This window comes from Allobosea sp. RAF48 (assembly GCF_052114025.1).
GTDB lineage: Bacteria > Pseudomonadota > Alphaproteobacteria > Rhizobiales > Beijerinckiaceae > Allobosea.
This window is the reverse complement of sequence record NZ_JBFRDZ010000025.1, coordinates 1-15020: the sequence shown is the minus strand read 5'-3', so window position 1 is coordinate 15020 and position 15020 is coordinate 1. Positions and strand designations below refer to the sequence as shown.

Sequence of the window (15020 nt, the reverse complement as noted above, 5' to 3'; positions counted from 1 at the left end):
ATCGATCTTCCGTTTCGTTTCACCTCGCCAGCCCGGTGCACAGCCATGTCGCAGCCATCCGTTTATCCATCGGTTTGCCCCGGTGATCCTTCCTGGTGGTTCAGCGATGCGCTTCGCGCCGAGGCCGGCGAAAACCCCTCTCCTTCGCTCTCCGGCCAGATCACTGTCGACGTCGCGATCGTCGGCGGAGGATTCACCGGGCTCTGGACAGCTCTAGCTTTGCGCGAGCGCGCGCCTCAGCTCTCGATCGCCCTCGTCGAAGCCTCGCTATGCGGCTCCGGCGCGAGCGGCAAAAATGGCGGCAAGGTCCACGGATATTGGGCCTCGCTCGCTGGTATGGCTGCTAACATTGGTGCGGATGGCGCACTCGCCGTGGCGAGGGCAGGCACACGCGCTCAAGACGCCATTCGGGCTTTCGCGACGGCCCCCGGGCGGGACGTCTGGTGGCGCGAGTCCGGCAATGTCCGCGTTTCGGCAGCACCCGCTCAGGATGCTAAGATCCAGCTTTACGTCGAAACTGCAAAGCGCCTTGGCGTGCCGGACACTGCGCAGGCGCTGACGCCCGAGCAGGTCGCCGACTATTGTCGGTCGCCGGTGTTCCGCGGCGGCCTGTATCTGCCCGAAGGCGCGAATGTGCATCCGGCTCGTTTGGCGCGGGCACTCCGCAAAGCTGCTATTGAGGCGGGCGTCGCTGTTTACGAGAATTCCCCGATGACGGGGCTTGCCGCCGGCTCGCCGAACCAGATCTCAACGCCGGCCGGCGAAATCATCGCCCGTGAGGTCGTCCTCGCCACGAACATCGAATTGGCGAAACGTCCAGAAGTCAGCCCGCATGTCAGCGTGTTTTCGTCTTATGCGCTGATGACGGCCCCCGCACCCGACAAGCTTGCTGCGATGGGCTGGATCCGCGACCAGGGCCTCGCGGACCTGCGCATGTTCGTCCACTATTTTCGCAAGACAGTGGACGGCCGCATCCTCATGGGGTCCGGTTCCGGCCCAATCAGCTTTGGTGGAAACACAAAAAACCCGGCATTGACCACCGACCGCGCCTCGGCGGCGAGGGCCGAGAAAGGGCTGCGCAGGCTCCTGCCTGGTTTGTCTGATGTCCCCGTTGAAAAGATTTGGGGCGGCGGCATCGACGTTTCATCCGACCGGCTGCCCTTCTTCCGCACCGTGGCCGGGACACGCGTCCATTACGGAGCCGGCTACTCAGGCCACGGCGTCAACCCGACCTATATGGGAGGACAGTGCCTGGCATCGCTCGTTCTGGGCGTGAAGGATGAATGGTCGACGTTGCCGCTTTGCACACGCGATGTGCCGAAGTTGCCACCGGAACCCTTCCGCGCGGTCGGCGGCAGGCTAGTGCGATGGGGCATTATTGGATGCGAGGAGGCGGAGGAGAAAAGCGAGCGTGCCGGTCTCTTCATGCGGGGCGCAGCGGGGATCCCAAAGGCCTTTGGCTTGAGAATCGGAACGCGCTGACTGACATCCGCTTATGTTCGCAGGGTGGTACGAAACAAGGGTTGGAGCTGGCGGTTAGCTCCCGCCAGCATCTGAGCGCGAGTTCGCGCCTGCCAGTCCGAGTCACATCGTGACGCGCAGGCCGGAGGGTAGATATCCCAGTCTATTTCCGGCTAGCGCGAAGACAGCGACGCGCCAAAAGCTGACCTTGACTGACCACCCGCAAGCCGACATCCGCAGGCCAGATGCCGCGATCACAACTTCATCCTCAAGGCCGCCCATGGTGCGCGCCCCGTAGTTGCCGTCGCGCTGGAGCCAACGCGAACCCGACTACGTCCCCGAAGACATGATTGAACCTCATCAATGTCGTGCCGGGGTTGGCCGGTCGTGATATCTAGGGTTGCGGTAGCAGTCGGTTGTCGGTCTCTCGGGAGAGTACCATGGACGACACTCCCCACGCCGCTTCGCCCCTTGCGCCGCCGGCGGCACCGCGGGAGCTTCCCCCGCATGTCACCCTGATCCAGATGGCGACGGCCGCTTGGGTTTCGCGCCTGGTCTACGCAGCGGCGAAGCTCGACCTGGCCGACCACTTGGCCACCGGCCCTCGCAGAGGACCTGGCCGGCCCGCTCGGGCTCCACGCGCCCTCGCTCCATCGCTTCCTGCGCTGCCTCGCCAGCCTTGGCATGTTCGCAGAGCAGGTCGGCCAGCGCTTTGCCCTGACGGAGCTGGGGGAGGCGCTGAAGACGGGCGCGCCCGGTTCGGCGCGGGCCGCCATCCTCACCGTCGGCAGCCCCTGGTTCGCGGGGGCCTTCGACGAAATCGTCTATTCGCTGCAGACCGGCAGGACGGCGTTCGAGAAGGCGCAGGGCGCGCCGGTCTTCGACTATCTCGGCCTGCATCCGGACGATGCCTCGCTGTTCAGCGAGACGATGATCGGCTTCCATGGTCGGGAGCCGCCCGCTGTCGCAGAGGCCTATGACTTTTCGGCCTTCGGCACCGTCGTCGACGTAGGAGGCGCCAGCGGCAACCTGCTGGCGGCGATCCTGGCGCGGCACCCGGGGCCGCGCGGCATCCTGTTCGACCGGCCCCATGTGGTAGTCGACGCGCCGGCCTTGCTGGCGGAACGGCGCGTGCAAGCGCGCGTGGCGATCGAGGCAGGCGACTTCTTCGAGAAGGTTCCCTCCGGCGGCGACGCTTATGTGCTGTCCCACGTCATCCACGACTGGAGCGAGGAGCATTGCCTCACCATCCTCGGCCATGTCCGCAAGGCCATGCAGCCCGACGGGCGGCTGCTGCTGGTGGAGATGGTGCTGCCCGCCGGCGACACGCCCCATCCGGGCAAGGTGCTCGATATGGTGATGCTGGTGCTGCCCGGCGGCCAGGAGCGAACGGAGGAGGAATACCGCCAGCTCCTCGCCAAGGCCGGCTTCCGCCTGACGCGGGCTATCCCCACCAGTTCCGATGTGAGCGTCCTCGAAGCGATGCAGGAGGCGTAATCAGGGATGTGATTGATTAGTGAGCGCCTGAAGCTGCTGATTCTGGATAATATCGGCTGCGCGATTGCGGGCGCACGGCTGAAACCGATCCGGCTGCTTCTCGAGCATTTGCTGGAGATCAGCGGTCGAGGCGGCGCAAACGTTCTTGGCGACGACATATCGCTTCCGGCCTCCCATGCCGGCTATGCGAATTCATACGCAGCCTGTCTTCTGAGCTTCGACGACTTTCATGTTCACTTGGGACATCTCGGCACAGCAATTATCCCCGGTGCCTTGGCCGTCGCGCAAGAACTCGGGCTATCCGGGCGCGAGGTCGTCACGGCTTTAACAGCCGGTTATGAAATGGCATTGGGGTTGGGAGAAGCTATCCGTCCGACGCCGGCCAAGGCCGCGCAGGTGCAATCGCGCCAGCCAGCGCTCGGCAGATTGCGGAACTGGTCGGCACCCTCCAGCTGGGCGGTTACGTCGTCGCGAGCCAGCTCCCGGAAGACCGTCGAGCTTTGCGGCTGAGCCCTTCGATGGCGCTGCTTCAGGAAATCGGCCGCTCACCCTTGGCTTTTCTTGAAGCCTCCGAGCACTTGGATCCGGCTGCGTCGCCAATGGCTGCGACGTTTCGCTTGGACGCTGGCGGGATGGGCGATTGGCTGGGGGCGTCCTACGAGATGTTTCTGCAGGAGGACCTCTACTTCGTTCCCTTTTCCAACGTCGTCGAGCTCACAGGGTACGATTGCGGCTACCCTGTGCTGTCGGCCGTTCTTGCTGCGCACTATGCCGCGCTCGCCGGCGTCGCTGCGCCGGCGCCTCTCTCCTATGGCGGGCTGGCCGAGCGATTTCGAGTCTCACGACAGCACGTCGGCAATATCCTCGCGAGCGCGGAACGACGCGGCTATTTCAGCGTCGACCGTGGAGGTCGCAGCGTCACGATTTCGGCTGACTTTCTATCAGAGTTCGAGACTTGGGCGGCACGCCAGATGGGACATTCCCGCCTACTCGCCGAGCGCGTCTTCATCACGCTCCGCTGAATCGTTCGCTCGGCTGCCGCGTCCCACTCGTCACGCCAGCATGCGGACATTCGGCTCGCGAGCCCATTGCCGCGTGCGTGCCGGGGGCAGGAACGCCTTGGCGTCCTTGTCGAGCGCGACGATGCCGTCATCCTGCTCGACTCCGGCCTTGTCGAGAAGCGGCCTGGCCTCGCCACTGTATCCGATCGCCTTGAGATGCCCGTAGGCGTCCTTGGCGAAATCAATCGCCGCGCTTTCGTTCATTAATGCGGCGCAGCCGGCCTCGGAGAGAATGATGGCGACGGCGTCGAAGAGCACGGACGGCGAGCCAGCGAGCTGACCATCGGCCTTGAGCATCGCTCCGTCTTTAAGCTTCACGCCGCCGATCTTCGGCGCGACGAACTTGACGGCTCCGCCATCGCCTTCGACGGCGGCCTTGACGGCGGCGATCAGGGATCCGTCCGCCCCATCCGAGACCAATATGCCGACAGCCCGGCCCTTCAGGGTCTCAGGGTACTTGCCGACGATCCGGAGCGCCGGCGACGGCTCCATGTCGACCGGCGCTACCGTCGGCTTGGAAGCCTTCGGCAAAGGCATGGCGAGCCCGTCCGCCACGCGCTGCGCCAAGCTCTCGTCGACATTGATGAGGTTCGACATCACGCGGTTGCGGACATGCTCCAGCGTGACTTTCGACAGCTCGAAAACGAGAGCGCTGGCGAGATGAGCCTGCTCGATCTCGCTCTGCGAGCGAAAAAACAATCGTGCATGGCTGTAATGATCCGCGAAGCTCTCCGCGCGCAGTCGCACCTTGTGCTCTTCGAGCGGAATTGCAGCCGTCCGGAACCCGCCGACCGGATCCTCACGCGGACCGCCAGTCTCGCCTGCCTCGCTGAGGCTGTTGGGCTCGTAATTCGCCCGGCCGGTAAAGACCTGAGTCTGCATATGTCCGTCACGTTGGAGATTCTGGAAGGGGCAGCCCTTGGCCCGATTGATTGGGATCTGGTGGAAGTTCACCGTCCCGAGCCGGGAGAGCTGCGTGTCCTGATAGGAGAACAGGCGCCCCTGAAGAAGCGGGTCCTCCGAGACGTCGATCCCGGGCGGCATGTTGGTCGGCAGGAACGCCGCCTGCTCGGTCTCGGCGAAGAAATTGTCCGGGTTGCGGTTCAATACCATGCGGCCGATCATGCGGATCGGAACCAACTCCTCGGGGATCACCTTGGTCGCGTCGAGAATGTCGAAGGGCAGCGCGTCAGCTTCGTCCTGGCTGAGGAGTTGCACGCCGAATTCCCATTCCGGGAAATCGCCCTTGGCGATGGCTTCATGCAGATCGCGGCGATGGTAGTCGGGATCGGCGCCGGCGATCTTCACCGCCTCGTCCCAGCAGGTCGACTGCGTGCCGAGCTTGGGGCGCCAGTGGAACTTGACGAAGGTCGGCTCGTCCTTGTCGTTGAGCAGGCGGAAGGTGTTGACGCCGAAGCCCTCAATCATCCGCAGCGAGCGCGGGATAGCGCGGTCGGACATCGCCCACATGATCATATGGGTCGATTCTGGCATCAGGCCGACGAAGTCCCAGAAGGTGTCGTGCGCGCTGGCTGCCTGCGGATAGCCGCGATCGGCCTCCATCTTCACGGCATGGATCAGGTCGGGAAACTTGATCGCGTCCTGGATAAAGAAGACGGGAATGTTGTTGCCGACGAGATCCCAATTGCCTTCTTTGGTGTAGAACTTCACCGCGAAGCCGCGCACGTCGCGGGGCGTGTCGACGGAGCCAGCGCCACCGGCGACAGTCGAGAAGCGCGTGAAGACCTCAGTCCTGACCCCGACCTCGGTCAGCACCTTCGCGCGGGTGAATTCGCCGAGGGACTCCGTCAGTTCAAAAAAGCCGTGGGCGGCCGAACCGCGCGCATGGACAATGCGCTCCGGAATTCTCTCGTGATCGAAATGCTGGATCTTCTCGCGCAGAACGAAGTCTTCGAGCAGCGTCGGTCCGCGATTGCCTGCCCTCAACGAATTCTGGTTGTCGCTAACGGGGACACCGTGATTGGTGGTGATCCGCGTGTCGGGCGCACAGGCTGTCTGGTGCAGTTCGCCGCCATTGCCGATCGTGGCATTGGAATTGGAGGTGTCGTGGCGGGGAGAGCGGGCCATGGATCTTTCTCCTTCATGTGCTGACGCGTCAGCCGCCGATCCGCGTGCCGCCGATGTCGCGATCGTGTCGAGCGGCTCGAGGCGCAGCTGGATCGGTTCGGTGACGAGGGAGTGTCGATATCTCCGCACTCGCGGAGTGCTCACAGAACGAAGTGGAACGGTTCTGAGTTCCAGCGTCCGCTGGTAAGGGCCTTACTGTTCGACTGATGCCTGGCTTCGTCGAGAATGCCTCAGCGGCGGCTTCGATGCCGAAGTCGAACCATCTCTCCGACCCAATCGCGTTGCAAGTTCCGGGCGACAAACTGCGCGACATCGAAAGGGTCAGATGCGGAGCTGGGTGATTGTCAGACCCCTGAGGCTGTATCTGGCCAACGAGGCGGCGGGCGGCGGATTTGATGTCGAAGACGTGCTCGCGGAACTGGCCGGTATCGTTTCCCGGAGCCGGATCGCTTGTTGACCTCCTAGCGTCAGCATCGAAATTTGGGGAGCCGCTTAAGCATTAGACAATCCTCGGCTCGCGAGCGGTTTAGCACTGTTTGGCTTCTGCCGCGTCCGACCAGGCCCAGATTTCCTGCTCCCGGCCGACGCCCTTGGTGGCGGCGGTGGAGTTACATTCTTCGCCTCACGGGCACGAACATCTTGGTTCCAGCGGTGGAATCCATAACCGATGGCTCCTGCAGGAGAACGGGAGTCGGAATGCACGTGCCAGCAGCGTTAGCGGGACAGCGCGTTTCTCAGGGATGTCACCCCTTTCGACGTTCCGTGCGATCCAGGCTCCGGCCAGGCCCGAGAATGCGGCTCTGATCATTTCCGTTTCTCTGCCGCCCCTGGCGTGACGGGTACTTGCTCGGCCACAGGGTCGCTTGCGGGAAATGTATCCTTGAGCGCCCGTTCCAATTTCTGGTCGGGCGTCATTTCGCGCTCTTCTTTTCGTTGAGTTTTTTGCTCTTGCTTGAGGCTTTCGACCGCCGGGCTCTTCTCTTGCGCCATTTTAGCCTCCACACGTTGCCTATGCGCAGCGGAGGAGGAACGCCGAGAGCGGGTCTGCCGTTCCCCTCCACTTTCGCTCAAAGGCCGTGGCGATCTCTCGATGACATCGAGGACATCGGCGGATGCGCAATGCAATGGAATTCAAAGGCGCCGCCATCGCTGGCGCACGCCGTTGCAAACTCTCTCGGAACGGTGGAGCAGGCCGGCAAGATGCCACAATGTAAGAAGTCGCCTTCGCTCGCGTTCACGATCTCATTTGACCCGCGTCCATGCCTCATCGGAGGCCGCCTGGGCGCGCGCGAGATCTGCCGGTGATGTGGCGATGACAATGGCACGGAGCCCAGCCTGGAGAGGCTGCCCCATGCGCGCACCGTCATGAGAGACCCCGCGAGCTCCGCTGACGGGGCCGATTGTAATAGAGAAGCGTTGGGTCTTTCTTCTGGATGACGAAGTGAGGCGATGGAGGGAGCGGGCGCGAGCGCGTCGTTGTGCTCATTGGTCCGCCATTTCGCTCGCAATTACGGTCGATCGGCGCATACCCTTTGTTGCCGGAGCAACGCTGCCGCGATCCAATCGTTTCCGTGGACCGCAAAAACGCCCGGCTCCAAGCGGAGCCGGGTTACGCAGGCGCAATCAATCAGAGCGTTGGATCGACCCGTAGGTTCTCGTCGCGATGCTCTCCGCCGAGCGTCGCCGCCCAGGCCGCGGCTGCAGCCCCCACCAGGAGCGCAGCCGCCGTGAGAAAAGCCGTGAGGACCGCAATCTTGCGCGCCCGCTCCGCCGCCTGCTTGGCGGTTTCTCTGGCCTGCGAGAGCCGGGCATAGGAATCGTCGATGCGCTTCTGCGCATCCTGCTCACTGATGCCGGATCGCGCGGCGAGCCGCGATGCGAGATAATCCCGGTCGCTCTGTTCGATCTTGTCGTTCTTGAGCGCGCTGACGAAAATCCGCGAGGCTTCGTCACGTTCCTGGGCCGTCGGCGGCTGACCGTTGGCGCGCATGACGTTGTCGAGCGTCATCGCGAGCGGATCGACATTCTGCGAGACTAGCGATGCCAGCCCGGAGCTGGCGCTGGCGACGCCGCTGGCCGCCGTCTTCGCCGCGCCGAACAGCGATGAGGTCGCGACCACGGTGATCAGAAGCGCACCGGTCGCCCAGACGAGTAGACCATGGGTCGCATCGCGCACCTTGCGCTCCTCGCCATTGGCATCAAAGTTCGGCTGGCGCATTCGCCCTGCGAGATAGCCGCCAGCCATCGTGGCCGAAGCCATGACCCAGAGCGCCCACAAAGCGCCTGCAATCGCCAGCGCCGTGGCACTGGAGCTCTTTTCGAAATCGACGGAGACCATCGACAGGCCAATCGCGGATCCGAAGACCGTCATGATGGTCGAGATGGCAGTCGCGATGACCGCGCCACCGAGGATCGGACCCCATTGCACATAGGAGCGGTTCTCCTTGTTGACGGTCACGGGGGCGACGACGACGTCCGTTCCAGACATGGACATGGCGATTTCCTATCGAAGACCGAGGAACGACAGGATGGCCATGATGACCACCACGAGACCGACGAGATAAATGATGCTGTCCATGAGCCCCTCCTGCTCGTGAGCGAAAGTGAGGGCGAAACGGCTGGCACTGCGGATAGGTTCCTGAACTGCTTACTCTGGATACTTCCTGGTCGTGCCAGCAACCTGTCGCCCTGCGCGTTATTGACGATGGGGCATCGCTAGGCTCGCAGTCTCTCATCGAGATCGGGGGGGGGAGCGTTATCTGATCGCCGTGCCCATGCTGTTCAGACGATCCTCTCGACCGTCGCTGAAGAGCGCCAGAGGGCGAGCCGCTGGCTGGAAATCCATGAAATCGCTTCTGCCGTGAGGAAGGCACCCGGCGGGAAGCAAAAGGGTGTCGCCCTCTGCTGGCTCTCAGCCTATTCGCGGGACAAGACACCGACTAATCTGCGCAGCGGCCCCGGCTTCCGCGAAAATCTATCGAATCTATAGGAGCAGAGGCTCCTTCATCGATGTCGTCGCGACGCTGCCGGATTGACGACCTCGCGCTTCCTGGGCGTCGCGGAGACTGCAACGCTGCGCGAGCCCTATAGCCTCGCCTCGCTCGAAGGCGCGCGGCGCAACCTTGTTGGTGCCGGCTAGGGTCTGCTGACTTGATGCGAAAACGCATAGTCATCCCGGGCTTGACCCGGGATCCATCGTAGAGCGCTACGTCCTTCGATGGATTCCGGGTCGGCGCCGCTGACACGGCTTGCCGGAATGACGACGCATTTCTGCGACAGTGAAGCACGCTCCTGCTTTCGAGTTTTCGATGCGGCTCAGGCCATCTCGGAGATGGGAGGCGCGAGTCCGGCTAGGGACAGGTCCATGACGGCATGGGTGCCGCGTCCGCCCGTATCCTCGTAGCGCAGTTCGGCGGCGAGGCTTTTGGCCATCGCACGCACGATCTTGCTGCCGAGGCCGGTGCCCTTGATCGTGCCCGTCCCGGTCCAGCCGATGCCGTCGTCGAGGACCTTCAGGGTTACCTTGTCTCCCTCGCTGGAAAGGATGACCCGCACTTCGCCGGTGCCGTTCGGGTAGGCGTATTTCAGCGCATTGGTGACGAGCTCCGTCGCGATCAGCCCGATCGAGATGGCCTTGTCGGTTTTCGCCAGGGCCGGCACCGCCTCGAAGCGGATCGTCGGCATTTGGCCGGAGCCGGTCAACGACTGCGCGAAATCCTCCATCAGGGAGCGAAGATAGCCGGCGAGATCCACGAAGCGGACATCGTCGGAGGTGTAGAGGCTGCGATGGAGGTTGCCGATCGCGGTGATGCGGGCCTGCGTCTCGGCGAGCGCCGCCTTGGCGCCGGGGTCCTTGAGGGAATTGGCCTGCATCCGGACGAGCGAGCCGACCAGCGACAGGCTGTTGGCGACCCGGTGATTGACCTCGGCCAGCAGCGTCACCGCCCGGTCGCGCGCGGCCCGCACTTCCTGTTCCGCCTGTTCGCGGGCGCGCGTCAACCGCGTCTTCACCACGGCATGTTCCAGCGCCGCCCGCAGCAGGATCTCGAAATCCTCGCCGACGGTCTTGACGACATAATCCATGGCACCGGCTTTCAAGGCGGTCACCGCGATCGACAGCTCCGAGGAAGCCGTCACGTAGATGACGGCGGGGGCGGCGGCATCGGCGGAAAGCGCCGAGAGGACATCGAGCCCGGATGCCGTTCCGAGATCATGATCGAGGATGATGACGTCGATCCCGCCCGCTTGTGCCCGGGAGAGGCCTGCCTCGTCGGTCGCGACGTGCTCGACGACATAGTTGTGGCGCGCAAGCATGCGCTGCACGAGGCGCCCCAGCGTGGCGTCGTCGTCGATATAGAGGACGTTGATCGGCCGGTTCGGCATCAGCGGCGGCCCCGCAAGCCGGTCATGGCGTTTCCGGAACCTGGATGACGGAGAAGAACAGCCCGAGCTGGCGGATCGCATTGGCGAAGCCGTCATAGTCCACGGGCTTGGTGATGTAGACGTTGGCGCCGAGGTCGTAGCAGCGCTGGATCTCGCGGCTATCATCGGTCGTGGTCAGCACGACGACCGGCGAGCGCTTGGTGTGGATGTTCCCCTTCACCTTTTCGAGGATGTCGACGCCGCCCATGTCAGGCAGGTTGAGATCGAGCAGGATAAGGAGTTGGCGGCCGGCGCTGACGGCGCCGGTGCCGTCGGCGCCGAAGAGATAGGCCAGCGCATCATTCCCAGTGCCGAAGGGAATGATTTCGTTGCTGACACCGGCGCGGCGGATGTTCTTTTCGATGAGGCGGGCATGGCCTTCATCGTCCTCGATCATGATGATCGAAACGGGCTTTCCATTGGTCACGCTTCGGCACTCCGTCTGTAGGCCGCAAGGTCGGGTGGCAGGGTCACGGTAAAAGTCGTGCCCTTTCCAAGTTCTGAGCGCACGGTAATGTCGCCGCCGAGATTGCGCACCAAGGTGCGGACATGGGCGAGGCCGATGCCTTCGCCCGCCGTGTTCTGTGTACCGGCCCGGCGGAACAGTTCGAAAATGCGCTCGTGGTCGCTCGCCGCGATGCCGCGGCCATTATCCTCGATCTCGATCTTCACCCAGCCGTGGCGCTCCCGCCGTGTCCGGACGGCTATCCGGATCGGCCGATCCGGCGCCCGGTACTTGATGGCATTGTCCAGGAGATTGCCCATGACCTGGTCGAGCGACAGCCGATCGCTGACGACGCGAGGGACGTGCGCGTCGATCTCGATCCCGCCGCCCTCCTCCGCGCTGGCCTGGTGATGGACCGCCGCTGCAGCGGTCTCGATGAGCGCGGTGAGATCGAGGCTCTCGGGCCGCAACTCGCGCCGGCCCTCTCGGGAGATCTTGAGGATCGCGTTGATGAGCCCGTCCATCTTGCGCGTCGACGAGCGGATGAAGCCGATCGCCTCGGCGACATCGACGCGCAGCGCTTCCTCGGCCGCAGCCTTCTGTTCCGGCGAGGCGACGGCTCCGGCGCCGACATAGGTGTCGATCGGCTTGAACATCGCCTCCAGCTCGCTGGTGAAGCCCATGATGTTTACCAGCGGCGCCCGAAGATCATGCGTCACGATATAGGCGAAGCGCTGAACCTCCTCATTCGCTTTGACGAGTGCATCGGTGCGCTGGCGTACGCGCTCCTCAAGTCCGATATTGAGCCCCTCGACCTCCCGGCGCGTCTCGACGAGCTCGCGCGTGTAGCTGATGATCGTCCAGCTCGCCGCCCCGGCCATTGCCAGAAGCAGGATTGCGCCGATGATCGTCGTCCAGCGCAGCCTGGCCGAGGCCGTGACCTGCGCGTCTATCGCTTCCCTGAGCTCCGTTTCCGAAATGGCGAGAATCGCGTTCAGGTCGGCTCGCAATTCATCCATGAGCCGCTTGCCGGCGCCGCTGCGGACTAGGTTCATCGTCGCCTCGGTATCGCCCTTGCGCGTCGTCTCGACCGTTGCGGCGAGCTCCGCCATCTTTTGGTCGAGTACGCGGTTGACGCGCTGCAGGATCGGGCCGATCTCGCGCAGCCGGGCCGCGGCCCGTTCAAGTCTGGCGCGCTGTTCCGGAAGCCTCGAGACCGCAGCGTTATAGGGAGCGAGATAGCTTTCATCGCGCGTCAGCAGATAGCCGCGCTGGCCGGTCTCCGCGTCCTGCACGAGCGACAGCAGATCAGCGGAAGAGCTGCGTACCGCGCGGGCCGCGGTCACCTCGCCGAAATAGCGTTCGCTGGCCGTCGTCAGCCAGAGCGACGTGGCCACGATGACGACCAGCACCGCGATGCCGACGGCCAAAAGCAGGGCGTTAGAGCGTTGGAAGAACGCCTGGGAGATAGGCATGCAGAGGACCGGTTGGTGGGATAAACCTCTTCTGCGCCAATCAAAGCTTCCCGAGCAACAGCAAAAGACATTGCTACGCGCTTGTCCCTGTGCAGGGCGGCGAAAGACTTATCCGCTGGATTGCCACGATGCGGCATTGGCTGAGTGCGGCTGCGCGCTGGGCCTACCTTCAACTTTTTCTGTTGGGATTTGACGACGGAAGGCCGTCCAAACGCAAATTGGCTACGTAGATCTCTGTCCCTTGCGCGTTCTGCACCGTGACCGAAAGCGACATATGATCGCCATTGGGCAGCTTTTCACGGTTCAAAGCAGCGAGCAGTTCCTTGGCTGCATTTCGCGCGCTTTGGTCATCGGGCAAATCCGTGCCCTCCTCGTCGATCTCGAGCTTCTCTCCGTCGCGCGTATGAAAGAAGTAGCTGGGCATGCCAGCCTAATGCCCTCGGGGCCCAACCTGTTCCTCAATCGCTCTCGATTTTCGCGGCGCCAGGCTGGAGATGCAGATAGTCCGGATCGAAGCCCGCCAAATGGCAGAGCCCCTTCCAGTCCAGAACCGTCAGGCGGTTGGCTCGAATCCGAACGAGTTTGGCCTCCCGGATTTCTCGAAGTTTCTTGTTCATGTGGACCGTGGACAGCCCCAATGCGTCGGCGATTTCGGGCTGCGTCAAAGGCAGGTTGCAGGTCACGCCATCGGACAGGCCAATCGCCGTCATCTTGGTGATGAACTCGCAGAACAAGTGGGCGATCCGACTGGGCGCCGAGCGGCGCCCAATGCCCACCATCCATTCGCGGTAAATCGAGGCTTCAATGAGCGTTTCTCGCCAGAACGCTTCGGAAATTCGGTAGGATGCCCTTGTGAGTGCGCGAACGGCATCGTGAGGAATCAAGCCAACCACTGCCGGCGTCAGGGCCCCCAGGCAATGATCCATGCGCTCGATGAGCAGCGAGTGGATATCTGGAATGTCGCCGGGAAGATGAAGCGACAGGATCTGTCGGGCGCCATCGCCCACGATCTTGTAGCGGCAAACGAGCCCTTCGGCGACCAAGCAGCACTGCTTCGTGATCTCTCCCTCGCGGACAATGTCCTGGCCGGCTTCGAACCGCTTCAGGGCGAGCGGCAAATCCAGCAGCTTCTCCCGCTCGGCAGGCGGCAGAGGAACATGGGTTTCGAGCTTGAGAACGAGACGCTCCAGATAAAGCTGCTTATCCATTCGTTCCCTGCCGTTCAGGTGGCGCGATGCCAGGACGTGTCATCCAGTTCCATGCGCACTTCAAATGCGATGCCAGCAGAACGCAACTATACCCCTTCGATGTCATCGCCACATGCCGCGCATCTTGGCCCTGACATCAACCTTCGGTCCTCCCGGCGAAGCCCGAGGGCGGTCTGGGGCTGAGATGGGCCGGGCCGTCCGCTCACACTGCCTGCGAAGCGCATTCGGATTGAAGCGGGTCCGGTTAGCGTAGACATGTCTGTCACCCGTTGCAGACTGTCCATGCGTGAAGACGGTATCGCCTGCGTGCCATTCTTCCCGCTCGGTGGTTTCTCGCCGCTTCAATCGACCGTTCTGTCGGACGCCGCCGCCACGCTTGGAGTGACGCCGATGCAAGACCGCACTGGCTTGGCTGCTGCGCCGGTCGGCCAACGTCCTTCTGATCCCCGGGACAACGTCACGCGGCGATCTGCGCGAGAATCTTGCCGCTGCACGTGTCGACCTGGATGATGCGRTTCTTGCCCGCCTAGAGTCGATCGCCGAATCCCTGTCGGCACCCAAAGCGTGAACAGCGGATTACTCGCGGTGACCTTCGCGTCAGGAAATCGTCGTGACGGGGGCGCGGGAATCCGACAGCGTGGAAGGGTCGGGCGGTCGCGGACGGCGACTGCTGTAGACTGTTTCCGACCCCGCGGGGGGCATTATAGTCGGGAAGCCCCGGGGAGGATGCGAACCGGCCGGGGGCATGGCCAGTTTATCTCAAACTGAACCGCCCGAAACCGGACGTTGTCAGTATCCGGAGAGGGCCAAAGTTGCGCGTTAGCCCGAAATCGCCTGCCCGCTCATTCGTCGTCGAAAGAGGTGTCCGCGCGATCAATTTGCTCAGCGTCTCCCGCGCTCTCGCCGACCGACAGTAGCGGCAGCAGATCCCCCTCCAGCAGCCTGTCCTTGCTAAGCAGTCCGGCATCCTCGAGCCGCTCGAAATCCGGCAGATCGCGCAGGGTCTCGAAACCGAACTGCGACAGGAACGCTGGCGTCGTCACATAGGTATAGGGCGCGCCGGGCTGTGGGCTGCGCGGTCCTGCGGCGATGAAGCCGAGCTTGCGCAGATGCCCGATCGTGTCGCGGCTGACCTCCTTACCAAAAACCTGGCCAAGCTCGGCGCGGGTGATCGGCTGGAAGTAACCGATGCACAGCAGCACCAGGCTCTCGGACTGCGACAAGGCCTTGTCGCAGCGCTCGCCAAGCCCGGTCGCCGTCCGGATCGCGACCGCGAATCCCTTCTTCGTCCGGTGCTGCCAGCCGCCGGCGACAGAAACGAGCTCGTAGGGTCGGCCGGCCAACTCATCGCGGATTCGCGGAT

The 15020-nt window shown here is 63.4% G+C and carries 13 protein-coding genes and 1 pseudogene; 5 read left to right on the top strand and 9 right to left on the bottom strand.

From position 1 onward, the window contains the following. Positions 1-45: 45 nt before the first annotated feature. From AB4Z10_RS27960 to AB4Z10_RS27945, 4 genes are all read left to right on the top strand, one after another. Positions 46-1482 (top strand): NAD(P)/FAD-dependent oxidoreductase, encoded by a 1437-nt coding sequence (locus AB4Z10_RS27960; protein WP_441473667.1) that lies wholly within the window; start codon positions 46-48, stop codon positions 1480-1482. Positions 1483-2145: 663 nt separating this feature from the next. Then, a complete protein-coding gene (locus AB4Z10_RS27955; protein ID WP_441473666.1) occupies positions 2146-2958 on the top strand; it encodes a methyltransferase in 813 nt (270 codons plus the stop codon). Positions 2959-2970: 12 nt separating this feature from the next. Beyond that, positions 2971-3468, top strand: coding sequence for an MmgE/PrpD family protein (locus AB4Z10_RS27950; RefSeq protein WP_441473665.1), 498 nt, complete (start codon positions 2971-2973; stop codon positions 3466-3468). A gap of 8 nt (positions 3469-3476) precedes the next feature. After that, positions 3477-3980, top strand: a complete 504-nt coding sequence (locus AB4Z10_RS27945; protein ID WP_441473664.1) for a hypothetical protein — start codon at positions 3477-3479, stop codon at positions 3978-3980. Between the two features lie 30 nt (positions 3981-4010). Here AB4Z10_RS27945 and AB4Z10_RS27940 read toward each other — a convergent pair whose 3' ends face one another. From AB4Z10_RS27940 to AB4Z10_RS27905, 8 genes are all read right to left on the bottom strand, one after another. Further along, positions 4011-6107, bottom strand: coding sequence for a catalase (locus AB4Z10_RS27940; RefSeq protein WP_441473663.1), 2097 nt, complete (start codon positions 6105-6107; stop codon positions 4011-4013). A gap of 804 nt (positions 6108-6911) precedes the next feature. After that, positions 6912-7097, bottom strand: a complete 186-nt coding sequence (locus tag AB4Z10_RS27935) for a hypothetical protein (RefSeq protein ID WP_441473662.1) — start codon at positions 7095-7097, stop codon at positions 6912-6914. 637 nt (positions 7098-7734) lie between these two features. Beyond that, positions 7735-8601, bottom strand: a complete 867-nt coding sequence (locus AB4Z10_RS27930; protein ID WP_441473661.1) for a hypothetical protein — start codon at positions 8599-8601, stop codon at positions 7735-7737. Positions 8602-9422: 821 nt separating this feature from the next. Beyond that, entirely contained in the window at positions 9423-10490 is a 1068-nt protein-coding gene (locus AB4Z10_RS27925) for a histidine kinase dimerization/phosphoacceptor domain -containing protein (RefSeq protein ID WP_441473660.1), read from the bottom strand. A 22-nt stretch (positions 10491-10512) separates the two neighbouring features. Next, complete coding sequence (locus AB4Z10_RS27920; RefSeq protein WP_441473692.1) at positions 10513-10926, bottom strand: response regulator; 414 nt, start codon at positions 10924-10926, stop codon at positions 10513-10515. Positions 10927-10952: 26 nt separating this feature from the next. Continuing rightward, a complete protein-coding gene (locus tag AB4Z10_RS27915; protein ID WP_441473659.1) occupies positions 10953-12449 on the bottom strand; it encodes a sensor histidine kinase in 1497 nt (498 codons plus the stop codon). Between the two features lie 169 nt (positions 12450-12618). Then, the gene (locus tag AB4Z10_RS27910; RefSeq protein ID WP_441473658.1) at positions 12619-12873 is read right to left on the bottom strand and encodes a DUF6894 family protein; all 255 of its coding nucleotides are present in this window, start codon (positions 12871-12873) and stop codon (positions 12619-12621) included. A 34-nt stretch (positions 12874-12907) separates the two neighbouring features. Next, positions 12908-13657 (bottom strand): Crp/Fnr family transcriptional regulator, encoded by a 750-nt coding sequence (locus tag AB4Z10_RS27905; RefSeq protein ID WP_441473657.1) that lies wholly within the window; start codon positions 13655-13657, stop codon positions 12908-12910. 291 nt (positions 13658-13948) lie between these two features. On the opposite strand from AB4Z10_RS27905, the pseudogene AB4Z10_RS27900 reads away from it, so the two are divergent. After that, positions 13949-14225 (top strand): annotated as a pseudogene (locus tag AB4Z10_RS27900) (aldo/keto reductase); the annotation flags it as partial. Between the two features lie 274 nt (positions 14226-14499). Here the strand turns inward: AB4Z10_RS27900 and scpB are convergent. Next, a partial coding sequence (scpB, locus tag AB4Z10_RS27895) for an SMC-Scp complex subunit ScpB (RefSeq protein WP_441473656.1) occupies positions 14500-15020 on the bottom strand: 521 nt, incomplete at its 5' end.

What these genes read in the sequence shown, in the direction of transcription:
- AB4Z10_RS27960 (WP_441473667.1), top strand. Translation starts at nt 46, where the DNA reads ATGTCGCAGCCATCCGTTTATCCATCGGTTTGCCCCGGTGATCCTTCC.
- AB4Z10_RS27955 (WP_441473666.1), top strand. Translation starts at nt 2,146, where the DNA reads ATGTTCGCAGAGCAGGTCGGCCAGCGCTTTGCCCTGACGGAGCTGGGG.
- AB4Z10_RS27945 (WP_441473664.1), top strand. Translation starts at nt 3,477, where the DNA reads ATGGCGCTGCTTCAGGAAATCGGCCGCTCACCCTTGGCTTTTCTTGAA.
- AB4Z10_RS27940 (WP_441473663.1), bottom strand. Translation starts at nt 6,107, where the DNA reads ATGGCCCGCTCTCCCCGCCACGACACCTCCAATTCCAATGCCACGATC.
- AB4Z10_RS27935 (WP_441473662.1), bottom strand. Translation starts at nt 7,097, where the DNA reads ATGGCGCAAGAGAAGAGCCCGGCGGTCGAAAGCCTCAAGCAAGAGCAA.
- AB4Z10_RS27930 (WP_441473661.1), bottom strand. Translation starts at nt 8,601, where the DNA reads ATGTCCATGTCTGGAACGGACGTCGTCGTCGCCCCCGTGACCGTCAAC.
- AB4Z10_RS27925 (WP_441473660.1), bottom strand. Translation starts at nt 10,490, where the DNA reads ATGCCGAACCGGCCGATCAACGTCCTCTATATCGACGACGACGCCACG.
- AB4Z10_RS27920 (WP_441473692.1), bottom strand. Translation starts at nt 10,926, where the DNA reads ATGATCGAGGACGATGAAGGCCATGCCCGCCTCATCGAAAAGAACATC.
- AB4Z10_RS27915 (WP_441473659.1), bottom strand. Translation starts at nt 12,449, where the DNA reads ATGCCTATCTCCCAGGCGTTCTTCCAACGCTCTAACGCCCTGCTTTTG.
- AB4Z10_RS27910 (WP_441473658.1), bottom strand. Translation starts at nt 12,873, where the DNA reads ATGCCCAGCTACTTCTTTCATACGCGCGACGGAGAGAAGCTCGAGATC.
- AB4Z10_RS27905 (WP_441473657.1), bottom strand. Translation starts at nt 13,657, where the DNA reads ATGGATAAGCAGCTTTATCTGGAGCGTCTCGTTCTCAAGCTCGAAACC.